This window comes from Rothia mucilaginosa, assembly GCF_001061665.1.
In the GTDB taxonomy this organism is placed as follows: domain Bacteria; phylum Actinomycetota; class Actinomycetes; order Actinomycetales; family Micrococcaceae; genus Rothia; species Rothia mucilaginosa_A.
On the sequence record NZ_JVSP01000002.1, the window covers coordinates 42,464 to 61,461 of the forward strand.

The 18,998-nt window shown below is 63.4% G+C and carries 18 protein-coding genes; 11 read left to right on the forward strand and 7 right to left on the reverse strand.

Features of this window, described 5'->3' with window-relative positions; all coding sequences use genetic code 11:
• Positions 1-23: 23 nt before the first annotated feature.
• On the reverse strand, positions 24-695 hold the full coding sequence (locus ADJ95_RS00550) for a uracil-DNA glycosylase (protein WP_065423968.1): 672 nt from the start codon (positions 693-695) through the stop codon (positions 24-26).
• 164 nt (positions 696-859) lie between these two features.
• Between ADJ95_RS00550 and ADJ95_RS00555 the strand changes: the two genes are divergently transcribed.
• From ADJ95_RS00555 to rlmC, 4 genes are all read left to right on the forward strand, one after another.
• Positions 860-1,204: a DUF3263 domain-containing protein gene (locus ADJ95_RS00555; protein ID WP_049331510.1), complete on the forward strand. Its 345-nt coding sequence runs from the start codon at positions 860-862 to the stop codon at positions 1,202-1,204.
• A 157-nt stretch (positions 1,205-1,361) separates the two neighbouring features.
• Positions 1,362-1,946 carry a LytR C-terminal domain-containing protein gene (locus ADJ95_RS00560; RefSeq protein WP_049331512.1) on the forward strand — a complete coding sequence of 195 codons (585 nt, stop codon included), beginning with the start codon at positions 1,362-1,364 and terminating at the stop codon, positions 1,944-1,946.
• A 346-nt stretch (positions 1,947-2,292) separates the two neighbouring features.
• Entirely contained in the window at positions 2,293-3,915 is a 1,623-nt protein-coding gene (groL, locus tag ADJ95_RS00565; protein WP_049331514.1) for a chaperonin GroEL, read from the forward strand.
• A 631-nt stretch (positions 3,916-4,546) separates the two neighbouring features.
• Entirely contained in the window at positions 4,547-5,680 is a 1,134-nt protein-coding gene (gene rlmC / locus ADJ95_RS00570) for a 23S rRNA (uracil(747)-C(5))-methyltransferase RlmC (protein ID WP_049331516.1), read from the forward strand.
• Positions 5,681-5,780: 100 nt separating this feature from the next.
• On the opposite strand, the gene ADJ95_RS00575 is transcribed toward rlmC, so the two are convergent.
• On the reverse strand, positions 5,781-6,293 hold the full coding sequence (locus ADJ95_RS00575) for a mycothiol transferase (protein ID WP_049331519.1): 513 nt from the start codon (positions 6,291-6,293) through the stop codon (positions 5,781-5,783).
• A gap of 235 nt (positions 6,294-6,528) precedes the next feature.
• Between ADJ95_RS00575 and ADJ95_RS00580 the strand changes: the two genes are divergently transcribed.
• The 4 genes from ADJ95_RS00580 (at position 6,529) to ADJ95_RS00595 (ending at position 10,877) form a co-directional block, all read left to right on the forward strand.
• A complete protein-coding gene (locus tag ADJ95_RS00580) occupies positions 6,529-7,938 on the forward strand; it encodes an FAD-dependent oxidoreductase (protein WP_049331521.1) in 1,410 nt (469 codons plus the stop codon).
• 306 nt (positions 7,939-8,244) lie between these two features.
• On the forward strand, positions 8,245-8,946 hold the full coding sequence (locus ADJ95_RS00585; protein WP_049331523.1) for an isochorismatase family protein: 702 nt from the start codon (positions 8,245-8,247) through the stop codon (positions 8,944-8,946).
• Positions 8,943-9,710, forward strand: a complete 768-nt coding sequence (locus ADJ95_RS00590; RefSeq protein ID WP_049331526.1) for an SDR family oxidoreductase — start codon at positions 8,943-8,945, stop codon at positions 9,708-9,710. The genes ADJ95_RS00585 and ADJ95_RS00590 overlap by 4 nt, the downstream gene beginning before the upstream one ends.
• A gap of 63 nt (positions 9,711-9,773) precedes the next feature.
• Positions 9,774-10,877, forward strand: coding sequence for an isochorismate synthase (locus tag ADJ95_RS00595; protein ID WP_049331530.1), 1,104 nt, complete (start codon positions 9,774-9,776; stop codon positions 10,875-10,877).
• Positions 10,878-11,011: 134 nt separating this feature from the next.
• Here the strand turns inward: ADJ95_RS00595 and ADJ95_RS00600 are convergent, their stop codons facing one another.
• Positions 11,012-12,025 (reverse strand): 4'-phosphopantetheinyl transferase family protein, encoded by a 1,014-nt coding sequence (locus ADJ95_RS00600; protein ID WP_049331533.1) that lies wholly within the window; start codon positions 12,023-12,025, stop codon positions 11,012-11,014.
• A 159-nt stretch (positions 12,026-12,184) separates the two neighbouring features.
• Between ADJ95_RS00600 and ADJ95_RS09570 the strand changes: the two genes are divergently transcribed.
• The gene (locus ADJ95_RS09570; RefSeq protein WP_049331535.1) at positions 12,185-13,570 is read left to right on the forward strand and encodes an RNase H family protein; all 1,386 of its coding nucleotides are present in this window, start codon (positions 12,185-12,187) and stop codon (positions 13,568-13,570) included.
• A 232-nt stretch (positions 13,571-13,802) separates the two neighbouring features.
• Here ADJ95_RS09570 and ADJ95_RS00610 read toward each other — a convergent pair whose 3' ends face one another.
• The 4 genes from ADJ95_RS00610 to ADJ95_RS00625 form a co-directional block, all read right to left on the reverse strand.
• The gene (locus tag ADJ95_RS00610) at positions 13,803-14,093 is read right to left on the reverse strand and encodes a WXG100 family type VII secretion target (RefSeq protein ID WP_049331538.1); all 291 of its coding nucleotides are present in this window, start codon (positions 14,091-14,093) and stop codon (positions 13,803-13,805) included.
• 418 nt (positions 14,094-14,511) lie between these two features.
• Positions 14,512-15,999, reverse strand: coding sequence for a sensor histidine kinase (locus ADJ95_RS00615; RefSeq protein WP_049331540.1), 1,488 nt, complete (start codon positions 15,997-15,999; stop codon positions 14,512-14,514).
• Position 16,000: 1 nt separating this feature from the next.
• Positions 16,001-16,705, reverse strand: coding sequence for a response regulator transcription factor (locus ADJ95_RS00620; RefSeq protein WP_049331542.1), 705 nt, complete (start codon positions 16,703-16,705; stop codon positions 16,001-16,003).
• Positions 16,706-16,785: 80 nt separating this feature from the next.
• Positions 16,786-17,058 carry a hypothetical protein gene (locus tag ADJ95_RS00625; protein WP_049331544.1) on the reverse strand — a complete coding sequence of 91 codons (273 nt, stop codon included), beginning with the start codon at positions 17,056-17,058 and terminating at the stop codon, positions 16,786-16,788.
• A 141-nt stretch (positions 17,059-17,199) separates the two neighbouring features.
• Here ADJ95_RS00625 and ADJ95_RS00630 point away from each other — a divergent pair, with 141 nt between their 5' ends.
• Together ADJ95_RS00630 and ADJ95_RS00635 are read left to right on the forward strand one after the other, a co-directional pair.
• Entirely contained in the window at positions 17,200-18,051 is an 852-nt protein-coding gene (locus tag ADJ95_RS00630; RefSeq protein ID WP_049331547.1) for a DUF3027 domain-containing protein, read from the forward strand.
• Between the two features lie 176 nt (positions 18,052-18,227).
• Positions 18,228-18,932: a metal-dependent transcriptional regulator gene (locus ADJ95_RS00635; RefSeq protein ID WP_049331549.1), complete on the forward strand. Its 705-nt coding sequence runs from the start codon at positions 18,228-18,230 to the stop codon at positions 18,930-18,932.
• Positions 18,933-18,998: the final 66 nt, after the last annotated feature.

The following is an 18,998-nucleotide window of genomic DNA, read 5'->3' on the forward strand; positions in this document are numbered from 1 at the left end:
CCGCCACGCTATCTTTGAAAGCTCTAGCGCACGGTCCAGTCCACCGGCTCGGCCCCCTGCTGCACGAGCAGGGAATTCACTGTGGAGAAGGGGCGGGAACCGAAGAAACCCCGTCGCGCCGAAAGGGGCGAGGGATGCGCCGACTCCACGCTCGGGTACGGCTTCAGCATGGGCGCGCACTTGCGTGCATCCGCACCCCAGAGCAGACCCACGAGCGGCTGATTGCGCGCCACCAGGGCACGGATAGCGCACTCGGTAATCTCTTCCCAGCCCTTGCCGCGGTGCGAACCGGCATCGGACTCGCGCACGGAAAGCACCCTGTTCAGGAGCATGACGCCCTCGTCGGCCCAGCAGGACAGGTCGCCGTGTTCGGCGGGAGCGATGCCCAGGTCGTCTTGCAGCTCCTTGTAGATATTGGTGAGCGAGCGGGGTACGGGCATGCCGCGATGCACCGAGAAGGACAGGCCCATGGCATTACCGGGGGTGGGGTAGGGGTCCTGCCCGATGATAAGAACCTTAACCTCGCTCATTGGGCGGCGGAAAGCGTTGAAGATATCACCGGACGGCGGGAAGGTTCGGTAGCCGGCGGCGTGCTCGGCGCGCAGGAAATCCCCCATGGCGTGAATCTGCTCTTCGACCGGGGCGAGGGCCGCGGCCCAGTCCTCGCTCATGATGGTGTTCAGGGGCTGGTTCAAGCGTACTCCTCGGGCTGGGGCGGCCCGGCTGGTTTCTCGGTGCCGGGCGCGCGACGTTTGCTTCTCCTCTAGACTGAGGCTCTCCTCTAGACTAAGGGAAGACGAATACTCGCGGTGGCAATGTCGGCCGCGATGGTACGCCGCAGACAGAATGAGGAGGGAATATGCCGGAGCAGGAACACACCGAAGCCGTGCAGTCCGAAACCCCGGAGAACAAAACTCCGGGAAAGACCGAAAGTCCGGCTGAAACCTCGGCCGAGACCCCCGTCCGTGCTGAGACTCAATCGGATGAGCTGAACGACGGGCTGAACCCACTCGAGCGGCGCATCCTGGCCCTGGAAGGCCGAGGATTCAAGCATCAGGGTTCCAAAGAGAAGGCCATTAAAGCCCTCGGATTCACCCCGATTGCCTACTACCAGATGCTGAACGTCATGCTGGACGACGAGCGCGTGCGCGCGGCGGCTCCGCGACTCGTGGATGCGCTGCGTGCCCGTCGTGATGCCGACTAGTCAATCCTGGCGTGACGCTTTGCGGTGCGTGCCCGCGTTGGTTCTGTTTGCCCGAGACGGTACTCTAGGTACAGGGAGCGCCAAGTCATCCGCCGCGCTACCTCGAAGAAGCACCGCGCGGACCACCGCGATGAAGTACCCGTGAATTGAGGAGACCATGAGCTATCCCCGCGACGAGTTTGATGAGGTGGACGAGAAGACCGCGCGCCGCGGAACCTACCGCGCGGTCAACGCCGATCCCGCAAAGAGCCCGAAGGGTGCTATTCCGCTGGTTGCCGCCGGCGTGGTCGGCCTGCTGGTGGGTGCCGCCATGTACATTTATGCCCCGCGCACGGCTTCGCCCGAGTACTCGGCGCAGAAGTCCGCGTCGAGCTCTGCTTCGGCCCGTTCCTCGGCATCCGCTACCTCCGCTTCGGCCTCTGCGTCCGCGACGGCCTCGGCCACCCCCTCGAAGACGGGTCTGGTGGACAGCATTTCGGTGGGCGTGTTTAACGCGTCTGCCCCGGCCGGTAGCGCCTCGAGCGCGGCGGCTCTGCTGAGCAACTACACCGTCAACGAGACCGCCAACTACACCGGTGCGGCCCCGGCGACCAGCGTGGTGTACTACGCGGAGGGCTACCAGGCGCAGGCGCAGAGCATCGCCGCGGCCCTGGACATTTCCCAGGTGCGCCAGGCGACCTCCGCCGTGCCGATGGGCAACCACGAGGTGATTGTGGTTCTGGCCTCCGATTACACCGGCTAGGCCCCCGCCTCCGCCGCTTTGTCATGACAAACTTTCACCGACCCCACTCGTGCAATTCCAATTAGGTACCGGGTGGGGTTGATGCTTTAACGTCCCCCGTCGAGAGGGCGTTGAGGCCCCCGACGGCGGGTTGGGTGAGCGCAGATTAAGCACTGGGCGATTAACCCTTCAACCTTGGGCTTAAACGTTTGCCCCCTGCCGGTGCGGGTGCCACAATTGATGTAGCATTTGGGCGCCCTGCATGGCGCGCGCGTGAGTTACACGCGCCAGGGTCCGGGCCCCAATTTTAGACGTACCGCATCCCAGCGGGATGCAGGAGAAAATCCTATCGTTCAGGAGGACACTTATGGCAAAGCTCATTGCTTTTGACGAAGAGGCACGCCGCGGCCTTGAGCGCGGTTTGAACACCCTCGCCGATGCAGTGAAGGTGACCCTCGGCCCCCGCGGCCGCAACGTTGTGCTGGAGAAGGCGTGGGGCGCCCCCACCATCACCAACGACGGTGTCTCGATCGCGAAGGAAATCGAGCTGGAGGATCCGTACGAGAAGATTGGTGCGGAGCTCGTCAAGGAAGTTGCCAAGAAGACTGACGACATTGCCGGTGACGGTACCACCACCGCTACCGTTCTGGCTCAGGCGCTGGTCCGCGAGGGCCTGCGCAACGTGGCTGCTGGCGCTGACCCGCTGAGCCTCAAGCGCGGCATTGAGAAGGCTGTTGAGGCTGTGACCGAGGCTCTGCTCTCCTCCGCAAAGGAAGTTGAGACCGAGGAAGAGATCGCCGCAACCGCGTCTATTTCCGCTGGCGACGCCGAGATCGGCAAGCTCATTGCTGAGGCAATGGAGAAGGTCGGCAAGGAAGGCGTCATCACCGTTGAGGACTCCAACACTTTCGGTCTGCACCTGGAGCTGACCGAGGGTATGCGCTTCGACAAGGGCTTCCTGTCCGGTTACTTTGTGACCGACCCGGAGCGTCAGGAAGCAGTCCTGGAGGACCCCTACATCCTGGTTGTGAACCAGAAGATTTCGAACGTTAAGGACCTCGTTCCCGTCCTGGAGAAGGTCATGCAGTCCGGCAAGCCGCTGCTGATTGTTGCTGAGGACGTTGAGGGTGAGGCTCTGGCTCTGCTGGTGCTGAACAAGATGCGCGGCTCCATCAAGTCTGTGGCTGTGAAGGCCCCGGGCTTCGGTGACCGCCGTAAGGCTCAGATGGCTGATATCGCTATCCTGACCGGTGGCCAGGTCATTACCGAAGAGGTTGGCCTGTCCCTGGACGCAGCAACCCTGGACATGCTCGGTTCCGCTCGCAAGGTCGTTGTGACCAAGGACGAGACCACCATCATCGAGGGCGCAGGCGACGCAGCGGCTATCGAGGGTCGCGTTGCTCAGATCCGCGCAGAGATCGCTAACTCTGACTCCGACTACGACCGCGAGAAGCTGCAGGAGCGCCTGGCTAAGCTCGCCGGTGGCGTGGCCGTGCTGAAGGCTGGTGCCGCAACTGAGGTTGAGCTGAAGGAGCGCAAGCACCGCATTGAGGATGCTGTGCGTAACGCTAAGGCTGCCGTTGAGGAGGGTATCGTCCCCGGTGGTGGCGTTGCTCTGATTCAGGCTGGCGTGAAGGTCTTCGACAAGCTGGAGCTGACCGGCGATGAGGCAACTGGCGCGAACATTGTGCGCGTGGCTATTGACGCACCGCTGAAGCAGATCGCTGCTAACGCTGGCCTGGAGCCGGGCGTTGTGGTTGACCGCGTTCGTTCCCTGCCCGCCGGTACCGGCCTGAACGCTGCGACCGGCGAGTACGAGGACCTGATGGCTGCTGGTATTGCTGACCCGGTGAAGGTGACCCGTTCGGCTCTGCAGAACGCTGCGTCTATTGCTGGTCTGTTCCTGACCACTGAGGCTGTTGTTGCGAACAAGCCGGAGCCCGCTGGTGCGGCCGTTCCTGGTGCGGACGCAATGGGCGGCATGATGTAGTAGAAATTTATCCCTGATGGGGTAAATTTCTACGGAATCCGTGGCACGCGAAGCGTGACCCGGTGGTGACCCGGCGCTGGTACCCAAACCGGCGCAGGTCCACGCATCCGTATGAGGCGGGGGCGGCTACCCATGAAGGGTGACCGCCCCCGCTTTTTTGCCGTTTGGGCGGTAACTCAAAGAGGCGTTGCGAGGTGGGGAAGGGGCAAGCGATATGCTGAGAACATGAGCTCTAACACCACGTCTTCCTCTCATATTTCACCAGCCCCGGACTGCACCAATCGGAGCGTGAAGAGCATCGGATCGCGGGGCTCGATTCTGAGCATCGGGTCGGTGAACTCGTTCTGCAGTATTGGCTCTGTGAACTCGGCGTTTTCTATTGGTTCGGTATTCTCGCTTGGGTCCATCGGCTCTGTCTTTTCTGCCGGGGCCGTTGCCTCGTGCCTGGGCTTTCTTGGCGTGCTGTCGGTCTTTTCGGGGCTCTCTGTGCTCTCGGTAGGGTCGTATCGGTCGGTGCTGAAAGTAAATCGTCGCCAGGGGACTCGGCGGTCTGGTCCTTCACACTCCTAAGCGCCCGCGCGTCATGGGCCGGCGGCGTTCCCGGCGGTGGAGGCGGTAAAATGGTTCCCCTATGAAATGTGCCTATTTTCGTGATGACCTCTGCTCCTCCTGCCCCAGCATTGAGACCGCCTACACCGCGCAGGTGCAGGCGAAGCAGGAGCATGCCCGCGCCCTGCTTGCCGCGTACCCGCAACTGCAGTGGCTGGACCCGGTGACCAGCGCGGAGGCGGGCTTCCGCAACAAGGCGAAGCTTGTGGTGGGTGGTTCGGCGAAGAATCCGACCCTGGGCATTGTGGATTACCGTACGGGCGCCTCCACGGATCTTGGAGAATGCCCGCTCTATATGGAGCCGATTCAGGCGGCTATTCCGGTGCTGCGTGAACTGATTCAGCGCGCGGACCTGACCCCCTATGACATTCCGAATCGTCGCGGTGAGCTGAAGAATATCCTGGTGACTGCTTCGGCGGCGGGCGAGCTGATGGTGCGTTTCGTGCTGCGTTCGAAGAAGCTTCTGGTGCCGATTCGTCGGCAGCTGGGGTGGTTGCAGGAGCGGCTGCCGAACCTGGCGGTGCTGTCGGTGAATCTGCTGCGTGAACCGGTGGCGCGTGTTGAGGGGGATGAGGAGATTATCCTTTCGGAGCGTCAGACCCTGCCGATGCAGGTGAATGACCTGACTCTGCATCTGCGTCCACAGAGCTTCTTCCAGACGAACACGAAGGTCGCTGAGGCGATGTACGCGCAGGGCCGTGAGTGGGTGCGTGAGGTGGCTCCGCGCTCGCTGTGGGACCTGTACTGTGGCGTGGGCGGTTTTGCTCTACATGCCGCTTCGGTGATGGATGGCGGCTCGGTGACGGGTATTGAGATTAGTGCGGAGGCGGTCGCTTCGGCGCAGCGCACGGTCGCTGAGTACGGCCTGGAGGGCGTGGACTTTTCGGCTCAGGATGCACCGGAGTTCGCGGTGTCTTCGGGCACGGTGCCGCAGATGCTGGTGGTGAACCCGCCGCGCCGCGGTATTGGTGAGAGCTTGTGCGCGTGGATTGAGGGTTCGGGTATTAACCGTGTGGTGTATTCGAGCTGTAATGCGGTGACTTTGGCGAAGGACCTAGAGCGCATGCCGTCGTATGCGCCGGTGCAGGGCCGCGTGCTGGACATGTTCCCGCATACGGACCACTACGAGGTCATGGTGCTGCTGCAGAGGCAGTAGCAGCCTTTATACGTGTATGCGGTGGCGTCTCGGACGGTTGTGTCTGAGGCGCCACCGCTTTTTCGTGCCTATTCTTGGGGCGTGGTTTAGCTCTCCGCTCTTAATCCTGTGCCGCGAGAATACCCGCCGCGTACGCCGCCTGACCCACGTGCTGCGTTGCGTCGTCAATCAGACTGACCAGGCGCACACCGCGAGTCACCGGCGGAGTCCAGGAACGGTCAATAACCCCGCTCAAATCAGCCTCGCTCAGCGTCTGCGCGTAGTCGGCGAGCGCCTCACCGGTTGCCACAAGGTACTCCACCAACAGGGCAGAATCTTCAACCACGATGGAGCGTGCCTGCTCGGCGGTGTGGCCGTAGCCCATGGTGTCGCCGAGTTCGCCCAGGTTGAAACGTTCCCTGAAGCCCTGCGCCTCCCAGATCTGCGGCTGACCGTTCAGCGCGGAGAGCTGCATGTCCATCTGTCGTCCGGCGTGCCAGAGCAGCCAGGCGATAGAGTTCGGGTGCCCGCCCGGGTGGGCGTTGAGCGCCTCGGGGGATAGCCCCTTGACGGCTACGGCGGCTTCGATGCCGGGGCGGCTAGCGGCGTCACGCAGAATATCGTGGGTGTTCATGGAGTTCTCCTGAATTTGCTGGCTTCCTTTAGGCCGGCTTCTTGTAGGGAGCCGGGTAGTTTCAGTCTACGCCCGCGCGGGCTGAGGGGTGGCTGTGGAAGAGGGGGAGGGGGGCTTTGCTCACTTCCTAGCGGTGGGTGGGGTCAAGAAAAAATGTGGCGCGCGGGAATAATACTCATTTCTTTCCGTTGAACTCTGTGAAGACATCATCATCTAAATTTCACAGGAGAATATTATGGCCACCCCCGCTCAGTTGCACTTTGACATGGTCGTCATTGGCTTCGGCAAGGGCGGCAAGACTCTCGCCGGCGCATACGCCAAGACCGGTAAGAACGTTGCCCTCATCGAACAGTCCACCGGCATGTACGGCGGCACCTGCATCAACATCGGTTGTGTACCCACCAAGGCGCTGGTTCACCGTGCCGACGAGTTCCGCGCCAGCGGCGAGCGCACCCCCGAAGAGGCAAACGCTGCCTACGAATCCGCCGTGGTTTTCCGTGACAAGCTGACCGGTGCGATGCGTGCCAAGAACCGCGAAATCCTACTGTCCAACGAGACCGCTAAGCTCATTGACGGTCACGCACGTTTCATCTCCGACACCGAGGTTGAGGTCACCGCGGGCGAGGACACCCTGCGCGTTACCGCCGACTACTTCATCGTCAACACCGGTGCCGTGTCGGTTATCCCGCCGATTGAGGGCGTCCGCGAATCTGAGCGTGTGCTCACCTCCACCGAGCTGCAGAAGCTTACCCCGCGCCCCAAGCGTCTGGGCATTATCGGTGGCGGTCCCATCGGTGTTGAGTTTGCCGGTATTTTCTCCTCCTACGGTACCGAGGTGACCATTCTGGATGGCGCACCCGCCCTCTTCGGCCGCTATGACGAGGATGTTGCCCAGGTTGCCCGCGAGATTATCGCAGACCAGGGCATTACCGCTCACACCGGTGTGCGCGTGCAGTCCTTCAAGGACGGCGCTGACTCGGTGACCGTGACCTACCTCGACTCCGAGGGTGCCACCCGGGAGCTGGAGGTGGACTACGTGATGGTTGCGACCGGCCGCAAGCCCGCCACCGAGGGTCTGGGCCTGGAGAATACCAGCATTGAAACCAATGACCGCGGCGCAATTGTCGTGGATGAGCACCTGCGCAGCACCGTGCCGAACATTTTCGCGCTCGGTGACGTGAACGGCGGCCCGCAGTTCACCTACATCTCCCTGGATGACTACCGCGTGGTGCTCTCCCAGCTGGTCGGTGACGGTTCCCGCTCCACCAAGGACCGCAAGGCAGTGGCTTCGACCATTTACATGAACCCGCCGCTGTCTTCCGTGGGCCTGACCGAGCGTGAGGCAATCGAGGCTGGCCACAAGGTGAAGGTCGCTTCGAAGCCGGTTGCCGCGGTTGCCGCGATGCCGCGTGCGAAGACCCAGGAGAACCCGCGCGGCATCATGAAGTTCGTGATTGACGCGCAGACCGACCAGATTCTGGGCGCCCAGCTGCTGGTAATCGAGTCCATGGAGGTTATTAACCTGGTGGCTCTGGCGATGCGCCACGGCATTACTGCTTCGCAGCTGCGCGATGAAATCTACACCCACCCCTCGATTACCGAGGGTCTGAATGAGGTTCTTGCCGTCGCGGCGCCCGTGAACTAGTTGAACTAGAATCGCGGCTGAATTCGCGGTTCGTATAGCGTTTCTGCTTGTCTGAGTGCTTCCCTGCCCGTTCCGCCCGTTGTGCTGTCAACGGGGGTGCGGGTGGGGAAGCATTTTTGTTAAGGCTCATATATACCTTGTAGCTAAGCATGCCCTAAGATGGTTATGAGATAAGCGCAAGCTCACCGATTGGGTGGTCAGCGCGAGAGGGCTCGGAGGAGGCACCCACTCGCTGCTACACCTACCACAGCGCACCGCCTGCGCCGCGCATACAACCGAAAACCAAAGGCACGAACCGGGAGAATCATGGCACTGCCCAAAATCAAGCCCTACACCTACGTCGACCGTGAACACAGCAACCGCGTGAGCTGGCCTGTGGACCCCTCCCGAGCCGTACTGCTCGTTCACGACATGCAGGTACACTTCGTCCAGGCTTTCGAAGGCGCCAACCTGGGTGAGGGCAACGACAACCCGGACGCCCAGATTAACATCGCCATTCGGAACCTGCGCCGCCTCATTGACGCCGCCCACGCCGCCGGAATCCCGGTCTACTACACCGCGCAGCCGCCGCGCCAGAACCCCGAAGACCGCCGTCTGCTCATCGACTTCTGGGGCGACGGCCTGCAGAACGACGAGTCCGCCCGCGTGCTCGACGAACTGGCACCCACCGACCGCGACACCGTGCTGACCAAGTGGCGCTACTCCGCGTTCGTGCGCAGCCCCTTCGAGGACCTGCTCAAGGAGTCTGGCCGCGACCAGCTCATTATCGGCGGCGTGTACGCGCACATTGGCTGCCTGACCACCGCCCTAGAGGCGTTCATGCGTGACATTCAGCCGTTCATGGTTGCGGATGCGCTCGCCGACTTCTCGGAGGAGGAGCACCGCATGGCGTGTGAGTACGCTTCGGGTCGTTGCGCCCGCGTGCTGAACACCGCGGATGTGCTCGCCGACCTGCAGAAGGCTGAGAAGGCAGAGAAGACCGAGGATGCAGAGGAGGCGCGCGCATGAGCTGGGTGATCGTGACCGGCGCTAACGGCGGTATTGGTGAGGCAACCGTCCACCAGCTGATTAAGAACGGTTATTCGGTGTTTGCGGCTGACCTTGCAGAGCAGCCCATTGCCTCCTTCGCCACCTACGGCGATGCGCTCTTCCGCTATCATCCCGTGGACGTGACCAGCGAAGAGTCCGTCACCGCCCTCGCCAACGCCGTGGCCGCACTCGACGAACCCATCACCGGTGCGGTGCTCGCCGCGGGCATCGCCCACAGCCAGCCGCTACTGGAAACCAGCTTCGCCACCTGGAAGCGCCTGCACGCGGTCAACTCCGACGGCGTGTTCCTGTGCCTGCGCGAATTCGCGCGCATCATGATTGACCAGCAGGAGTCCGACCCGGCGAATACCCGCTCCCTGGTGACGGTCGCCTCCAATGCGGCGCGCGTGCCCCGCGCGGAGTTCGGTGCCTACGGTGCATCGAAGGCGTCGGCGGCGCGCGTGAGTTCCAGCTTCGGTCTGCAGCTTGCCGCGCACGGTATTCGCGTGAACTCGGTCTGCCCCGGCACCACCCGAACCCCCATGGTGACCGACGCCTGGGAGGGGGAGGACCGCTCCGCCCTGCCGGTTGCCGGTAACCCGCAAACGTTCCGCCTGGGTATTCCGCTGGGCCGTATTGCCGACCCGGTGGATATTGCGGCGGTCAACGCTTTCCTCATTTCTGAGGCGGCACGCCACATCACCATGCAGGAGATTGTCGCCGACGGCGGTGCGACCCTCTAACGGCACCCCGCGTCCGGCTTTTAGATGACCGGCGCGAACCCACACACCACTGATAGAAGTACGATGACGAACCTTCCCGACTTTATCTTTGCCACCGGCACCCGCGTCCTGCGCGCATCCGGTGCGATGACCCCTGTAACCTTCGATAATGCCCTGGACGAGGCGAAACGTTCCGGTAGCGCCGTCGTGGGTCTGATTCCTTTTGACCCCGATATGCCCGCCTACCTCTTCGTGCCCGAACGCCTGGAGGAGCAGCAGGTGCCGATCCCCGAACAGACAGTGGCGCTTGCCGAGCCGGTATCGGTCACCGGCCGCCAGAACGACCGGTTCCGTGCCGCCGTTGCGACCGCCGTGGAGCGCATGAAGGCGGGCGAGCTGAGCAAGATTGTGCTCTCGCGTGTGCTCACCGCCCGCTACGCACCCGGCGCCCTCAACCTGGAGGCGCTGTACAACAACCTGCGCGCCCAGCAGCGTTCCGCGTTCAACTTTGCGGTGCGCCTGCCCGAGGGTGAGCGCGGCATGAGCGGAAGCTACCTGATGGGTGCCTCCCCGGAGCTGGTGTTTCGCACCGAGGGCCGCGCCTTCAAGACCCACCCGCTTGCCGGTAGCGCCCCGCGCATCGCCGAGCCCGGTAGCGCCGAGGACGAGGCGATTCGTGACCGCCTGTTCGCCTCGCCGAAGGACCGCCACGAGCACGCCTACGTCATCAACGATATTGCCGAGCGCCTGGCACCCATTGCCGAGGAGCTGAACGTGCCGCAGGTGCCCTCACTGCTACAGACCCCGCAGCTGTGGCACCTGGGGACCCCCATCGACGGCGTGCTGAAGGAGGGGCTGACCTGCCTGGACGGTGCCCGCGCGATTCACCCGACCCCCGCGATTTGCGGTGCCCCCACTGAGAAGGCGCTGGAACTGATTCGCCAGCTGGAGTCTTTCGAGCGCCGCTACTTTGGTGGCCTGGTCGGCTACATGGACGCCGAGGGTAACGGCGAGTGGGCGCTGGTGCTGCGCTGCGCCCAGGTCAGCCCGGACGAGGCGGTGCTGTACGCGGGCGCGGGTATTGTGGCTGAGTCCGACCCGGAGCTGGAGCACACGGAGACCGGTACGAAGCTCGGCAGCTTCGGTCGCGCACTGGGCGTGGATACGCTGGGCGAAGATACGCCCTAAGACTCTGCCACGAACGCCTTGACGAGGCAGAATACAACGACTGAATACGATGACTGAATAAAACGACGGAACGCGTTCGCTGGCATGGTGGGCGCGTTCCGTCGTTGTATCAGGTGTTAGGGGATTGAGTGCGGCTAATCGGTGAGCAGGCGCTTGAGCTCCAGGGGAGTGGCCACGGGCAGAAGCTGAGCCTCAACCTGCGCGGGCTCACCCTCGGCAGGGTTTTCCACCGCCAGGGCGATGAGCATCTTCTGCGCGTGTTCGGGGTTCTCCGCGTCGGGTAGCGCCACGGGTACCCACTGCAGACTAAAGCTACGCTCGGCAGCGTCGCCGCCCTGATTACCGCCCTGATCGCCGCCGCCCTGAGCCGCGGGCGCGCTAAAGGTCGCTTGGGCGGTCAAGCTGTCCTGAGTCAGTACGCGCAGGGCGGTCGGCTCGGGAGCGTTGCTGCCCAGAAGGTCCCCCGGGACCTCCTCGTTCATGGCAAGTTCGAGCGCGTCCAACAGCTCCTCGGTGAGTTGCACCCGAACCAGGGAGGGCACTACGCTCAGGCCGTGGCCGGTCGCCTTGAGCACCGCCTCCTTGGCGGTCCACAGCGCCACCGAGAGCAGGTGCAGTACGGGTGCGGGGCGTTCCTGAGCCACCTTCTCGTAGAACGAGCGTTCTTCATCGGAGAGTGCCAGACGCGCAAAACCGGAGAACAGGCGCGCATCCAGGGTCTCAACATCCACGCCGAGCACCGCCGAGGAGTTACGGCTAAACGCACCCACGACCAGCGGGTTTACCTGCGACATATTGAAATTTACGCCCGCGATGCGCGGCTTGCCGTGCTTCTTACCGCTGGTGCACAGGGTGCAGGAACGATCCACCTCAATCTCAGAAGCGGCACTGGACGGCACATCCAGACGAGCCGCCGCCATGGCGCGCATGAGTGCCTGAGTGCTCAGGTAGCTGACCGCCGCCGTGGAGGTCGGCAACTGCGCCGCATGCTGCTGCTCGGCAAGACCCAGGTAGCTCAACCAGCTAAAACGCAGGGAACCGTACATGGTGCGGGTGGGAAGAGCGAAAATCTGCACGCGCTCGCTCGGACGGGCGGTAGGGCGCTCCGGGCGCTGTGCGCTGGGTGTTTCGGGGGCAGAATAGCTCATAGGTTTAGTGTACCCGCCCGGCTATGGTGGGCTCCTATAGGTTGTCCACAGCCGTGACCGCGCGCTACACACCCTCGCCGCCGGTGCGGTAAAGTCATCACAGACATCATTACGGACTGCCGCCCGCACAATAGAGCGGCGGCGCAGAAAGAAGGTACCGTGAACAGCACGCAAGAGATCATTGCCGCCGCAGACGGCTCGGCGCTGGGCAACCCCGGACCGGCGGGCTGGGCATGGTATATCGACGACGACCACTGGGCGAGCGGCGGCTGGGCGCACGGCACCAACAACATGGGTGAGCTCAAGGCGGTCCTGGACCTGTTCGAGGCGACCGCATCCCGCCCGGAGGCGAAGCTGCGCGTGTACTGCGACAGCCAGTACGTCATTAACTCGCTGACCAAGTGGATGCCCGGCTGGAAGAAGAAGGGCTGGAAGAAATCCGACGGCAAGCCCGTGCTCAACCGCGACCTTCTGGAGGCGCTGGATCAGGCGCTGACCGGCCGCGACTACGAGTTTATTTGGGTGAAGGGCCACGCCGGTCACGAGCTCAACGAGAAGGCTGACTCCCTGGCGAATGGTGCTGCGCGCGCCTATCAGGAGGGCCGCGAGCCCGCGCACGGCCCCGGCTTCGGCTCGCTTGCCTCCGGTCGAGAGGACGCCACAGCGCGGGTTGAAGCGGCTTCTGAAGCTACCGCCACGACCACGGCTTCCGAGGGTGAGCCTGCCGCCTCCGCGGACGCCCACCTGCCCGTGCAGGAATTCACCGCCGCCGAGATTGAGAATGCCCAGCGCGGTGTGGAGAGCCTGCGCCTGTCCGGCCTGCTGCGGCCCGCCTCGGCCGTGGATGCGCCCGACCCGGAGGCGGTCCGCACCCGCAAGGAGCAGCTGGCGCTCGCGGCAGAGCGTGCCGCCGAGCGCGATGCCCAGGCCCTGGTCCGCCAGCAGGAAACCGCCAACCAGGCCTCCGCCGCGCAGGCGGAAGATGAGGACGATCTGACCGGCCTGGAAGAGTTCGCCGGCCTCGACCCGAACGATGTGGATCCCGCCGAGCTGCTGGGCGAGGGCGCAGAGATCCCGGCGCCCACGGAGACCCCGGCACCCACAGAAGCCCCTGCGGAGACCCCCGGTTCCGTGCAGACCGCCGCGCCCGCTGTCCCCGAGCCCGCCACCCAGCCTTCCACGCGGCAGGCTCCCGCGGCCCCGCGTCCCGAGGATGCCGCCGCCGCCGAACAGCTATTGGAAAGCCGCGGCGCCGTCATGGACCCGGCTCAGTTGGACGCCCTGCTCCACGAGCGCCTGGTGTGGGTGACCGCCACCGGCAAGTCGGTTTCGCGCTCCTCGGTGTTGCAGTATCGAGAGCGCGCCTTCACCCAGCAGGGTGCGCCGGCCAAGCAGGGGGTTCAGCAGATTGACGCCTCGAGCGTTCTGGTCATGGCCGCCGTGGCGACAGCCCGCGGTCGTGTGAGCCGCTCGAGCATCTGGCATTACGACGCTGAGCGCGGCCTGTGGCGCCTGCGTTTCCGCCAGGAGACCCCCGCCTCGTAGCGCCCACCCGGTAGCTCCCGGTGGGTTCGCCGCCGGCAACCCCGGGAAGAACCTCTGAGAAGAACCATTGGGAAGAATTTCTGGGAAGAACCGGGAAAGAGGGAAAGAGAACGTGAGAAACCCGCCGCCCCTCGAATAGTGAGGTGCGGCGGGTTTTCCGTTGGTACGTCACACGCACGGGGCCCATCCAGTGGTGGCGGGGCGTACCGGGTGCGGGCTGTCTAGCCCACGTTTAGCCCACGAACATCGAGGCGTTGGCCTGCTCGGTGTCGGCGTAGTTAACGCCCGCACGGGAGAGGGCCTCGTTGATCTGGGTGATGGATTCTTCGACCTGGCGCTGGGTAGCGTGCCAGTGATCCAGCACGCCCTGGAAGTTGGCCGATGCCGAGCCCGTCCAGGAGCTCTGCAGGTCGTGCAGGGAAGCGGTCATGCCGTTGACATCCGCGGTGATGGATGCGACGTAGGACTTGGCCTGGGCGCTCTTGGCCGCGATGACCTCAGAATCGACGTTGAACTGTGCCATGGGTTTCTCCTTTGAGAGTGGTGGGCGGCGAGTTGCCGCTGGGAGGGTTTGCCCCGGGCTATGAACTATCCCGAGTGCATGACACCACTGTATTCTTTCAAAATGCATTAAACTACCTAAAAATGCCTCAATGAGAGAATCTGTGGATAAACCCTCCCGATTGCTTCCAACGCACCGAAAATTTCGAACGGGGCCTTCAGAATTCGGCTGAATATTGCGTTGCGCCCTTTGCGCAGCGTCCATCCGGCGGTGCGTCCATCCGGCGGTGCGTCCACACCCGGTCGTGCCTGCCGGAGCGATTGAACCCTCCGGACACGAAGAAGCCCCCGAGCGTAAGGCTCGGGGGCTTCTTTGGGGCTTCTTCTGGGTTTCGGTACGCCGCTGGCTGCCGGAGACGCGTAACCCGCTAGTTCAGCAGCTACTCATCCGAGATGGGTGGTGGGTAGTAGGGTAGCGAGATGACGAAGGTCGCGCCGCCACCGGGGGTCTCTTCAATGTGGATTCGGCCGTCGTGCTGTTCGATGATGGCGGCCACGATGGACAGGCCCAGACCGGTGCCGCCGGTCTCGCGGGAACGCGAGGTGTCGGTGCGGTAGAAACGCTCAAAGACGCGCTCGCGATCCTCGCCGTGAATACCGGGGCCGTGGTCGCGCACCTCAAGGGTGGCCAGCGGGAATCCCGCAACCTCCTCGCGCACGCCCACCGCAATCTCCAGGGGCGTGCCGTCGGGGGTGTAACGCATCGCGTTGGTCAGCAGGTTCGCCACGACCTGACGCATGCGCGATTCATCGCCGAGCACCGGCGCGGAGGTGGGGGCAACATCGTCGCTGAGGCCCACGAGCGAAACCTCGCGGTCGGGGGCCGTAGCGTAGGCGTCGTTGCTGGCATCCACCGCCAGGTTAAACAGGTCGAAGGGTGCCAGCTTGGACTCTCTGCGCTCGTCGATGCGGGCCAGTGTCAGCAGGTCCTCGACGAGCTGGCCCATGCGCTTGGACTCCGACTCGATGCGGCTCATGGCGGTGCCGACCGCCTCCTCGGTGGGAAGCGCGCCCTGGCGGTAGAGCTCCGAATAACCGCGGATACTCACCAGCGGGGTGCGTAGCTCGTGGGAGGCGTCGCCCACGAAGCGCCGCATCTTCGCCTCGCTCTTCTCTCGGGCCTTAAAGAGCGCCTCAATCTGGGCGAGCATGGTGTTCAGCGAGATGGCGAGGTTACCGATCTCGTTGTTCGGGTTGTAGTCCTCGATACGCTGGGAGAGGTCGCCGGCGGCAATCTTGGCGGCGGTCTGCTCAACGCGCGCGAGCGGCTCGAAGGTGCGCGTCACAATCACCCACGTCATGGCGATGGCCGAGGCTAGGGTGGCGAGTCCAAACGCGAAGGTGAGCACGCCGACCAGGGCGACCACCTGGTTGGTCTGCTTGAGCGGCATCGCGATGATGAGGGAACTCGCCTCGGTCAATCCCGAGGAGTCGTTCGCCTCAATCGGCACGGCAAGTAGACGCCAATCGGCGGAACCGCTGGAGGAGCCAACGGTCACGCCCTCCTCGTTCTGCTTGCGCACCTTCTCAGCGGTCCAACCGTTCAGGGTGGGTTCGCCGGCCTGCTCGTCGTGCTCGGAGCTGAGCGAGTACAGCACCTTGCCGTCCTTATCGAGTAGGTAGACGCGGTAGGTGCTGAGCGACCCCTCTTGCTTGCCGGAAGGTCGCACGGTGGCCAGCTGCACCAGTGCCGGTGCGCTGGTCTTCATCTCTTCGTCCAGCTGGTGCACCATCTGGGCGCGCAGAGCAGAGATAGCCACGAGGCTGGTGACGGCAATCGCCAGGGCGATGAGCATGGAGGTCACCAGCACCAGCTGCGTACGCAGGGAAAGCGAGAGGGGGATGCGATCGAGGGGTTTGAGCGCCACGTTAGCCTCGGGAACCGCGAATCATGTAGCCCACACCGCGCTTGGTGTGGATGAGCGGCTCGTGGTTTTCGCGGTTGTTGTCAATCTTGCGGCGCAGGTACGAGATGTAGGACTCGACGATCGAGGAGTCACCGTTGAAGTCGTACTCCCACACGTGGTCGAGAATCTGCGCCTTGGACAGCACACGGTTGGCGTTGAGCATCAGGTAGTGCAGCAGGTTGAACTCGGTGGGGGAGAGATCGATTTCTTCCTCGCCGAGGAATACCTCGTGGGTATCCACGTTCAGGCTCAGGTCGTCGACGCGCAGAACGGCATCGTCCTCGTCCTGGACGGCGCGGCTGCGGCGCAGGATGGCGCGGATGCGGGCGATCACCTCATCCAGTGAGAAGGGCTTCGTCACGTAGTCGTCGCCGCCGGCACCCAGGCCGGTGACCTTGTCTTCGGTGGCGTCCTTCGCGGTGAGGAAGAGGACGGGGACGGTGCTTCCGAGCTCGCGCAGGCGGCGGGTCACCTCGAAGCCGTCCATGCCGGGCATCATGACGTCGAGGACAATCAGATCGGGAGATTCGGTGTTGGCCTTCTCGAGGGCGTCGCGGCCGTTACCGGCGGTGACGACCTCAAAACCGGCAAAGCGCAGGGAAGTGGCGAGTAGTTCAAGAATATTGAATTCGTCATCAACGACGAGGAGCTTGGCTTCAGCAGACATACTCTTTATCTTTCGTTCTGAAGGGCAGGAAGGTGATCTGTCGGTGAGTAGAGAAATGCAGTGTGTGCAACGGTGTGTGGTTAGGCTTTAGAGCGCCGCAGAACTGCCAGGCCGAGCGCAACCATCAGCGCGATGAATGCGACGGGCAGAAGCACGAGCGGAATCTGGCTCATGACGGCGGGCGGGGTGGCCCCGGCCCACTTCATGAGGAGCATGACGATTCCGCTGAGCAGGCAGAGGAGGGCGAGAATACCGCCTCCCGCGCCCAGCCAACGAATGGCACGGGCGTAGGGCAGAGGCGCGGACGCCCGGTCTGAACTGCTGTGCTGGGTCTCTACGGAGGTGTTACTCATAAAATTAACCGTATCAGCTTGTGCCCAGCTCTCTGCTAGCAAAGCCCAAGAATCGGGGGTTTGGGCCCCAAATTCACAGCGTTTGTGAAGCTTAGAGGGCCTCCCGAGGTGTTCGTGTACGCGAGATGCTTTAATAGGGGTATGTCTGAACAGGTGAATGAACTGCTCCCCGAAACCATGCCCGCCCCCGATACTCCCGCAGATGGCGCTCTGCCCGCTGCCGCCCCGGAGGAGGCCGAGACCTCGGTGGATGGTGCTGTACCTGAGAAAGTAGAGACCGCGCAGAAGATTGCGGATGAGGCCGCCGAGGAGAAGACCGAAAAGGTCGTCGAGGCCACCGTGGAGGCAGCCCTCACCGAGGCCGCCGAGGAAGCCGAATCTTCCCGGACCCCCACTGATACTTCTAACGACCCTTTCTCCGCGCCGGCTGAGGACCCGGGCGAACCCTCCCTGGGCGTTCCGCACAAGGCCCGTCGCACCTCCAAGGTGGATGAGATCCTAGCGGCGGCTAAGGATGTAGCGTTGCAGGGCGTCCACGAGATTACCCCCGACCACAATATTGGTCTGGTGCACCACGTGCGCCCCGAGGAGGAGCGCCTGAGCACCCACCTCTTCGAGTGCACGATGCCCGGGTACCGCGGCTGGTTCTGGTTTGCGACCCTCTCCCGTGCCCCGCGCTCGAAGGTCGCTACGATTTGTGAGGTGGGCCTGCTGCCCGGTGACGATGCGCTCATCGCCCCGGATTGGGTGCCGTGGGCTGACCGCGTGCGTCCCGAGGACCTGGAGCAGGATTCTTCATCCGATTCTTCGGAAGTACCCGCCGAGAAGAAAGCTGAGGAAAAGGCCGAGGGCTCTGAGGCCGCCACCGCAGCCTCCGAGGAGAGCGCGGAGAGTGCAGAAGAGGGTACCGAGACTGCACCTGCCGAGGCCGCTGAGGTTTCTCTGGATTCCGACCGGGACTCCGAGGGGTCTGAGGGCAGCGTCTCCGAGTAGAGTCACCACCATAGAGATTTAAGGAGCCCCGCGGGGTGCCCGGCTGTTCGCGCTGGGCACCCCGCGGGGCTGTCTCGTGGCAAAAACCGCCCAAAGGGTACATAATGGTTTATTGAGTAAACTAACGACTTAGGCAGGGCTACCTACGCACTGTCGCGCTGATGGCTGGAGAGATAATGACTGACCTTATCGACACCACAGAGATGTACTTGCGCACTATTCTCGAACTGGAGGAAGAGGGCATCGTCCCCATGCGCGCGCGCATCGCCGAGCGTCTGGAGCACTCCGGCCCGACCGTTTCCCAGACTGTGGCCCGCATGGAGAAGCACGGACTGCTCACCGTTGAGCCTGACCGCCACCTGGAGCTGACCGACGAGGGCCGCCAGAAGGCCGTCGAGGTGATGCGCAAGCACCGCCTGGCTGAGCGTCTGCTTTCCGATATTATTGGCCTGGACCTCGAGTACGTGCACGAAGAGGCCTGCCGCTGGGAGCACGTCATGAGCGATAAGGTCGAGAAGCGCATCCTGCAGATGCTGAACGAGCCGAAGTTCTCCCCCTACGGCAACGCCATTCCCGGTCTGGAAGAGCTGGGCATTGAGAGCGAGAAGAACGACGAGCGCACCGTGCCGATGTCTCTGGCCGCTCGCGATTCGGGCCCCGAGGACCGTTTCACGATTTCCCGTTTCCCCGAGTCCATTCAGACCGACGTTGAGCTGCTGAAGCTTCTGGCGGATGCGGGCATCGTCTACGGCGCCTCGGTGTCGGTTGTGGCCGGCCAGAATGATGACGTGATCGTTCACGCCGACGGCGAGGACGATACCCTGTCCCTGGATATGGACGTGGCAAACGCAATCGTCGTGAAGCGCGCCAGCGCCCTGTAGACGTAGTTAAACAGCTGTGGAGGCGGCGCCTTCCCCGAGCGGGGGAGGCGCCGCCTCCTCTGTTTA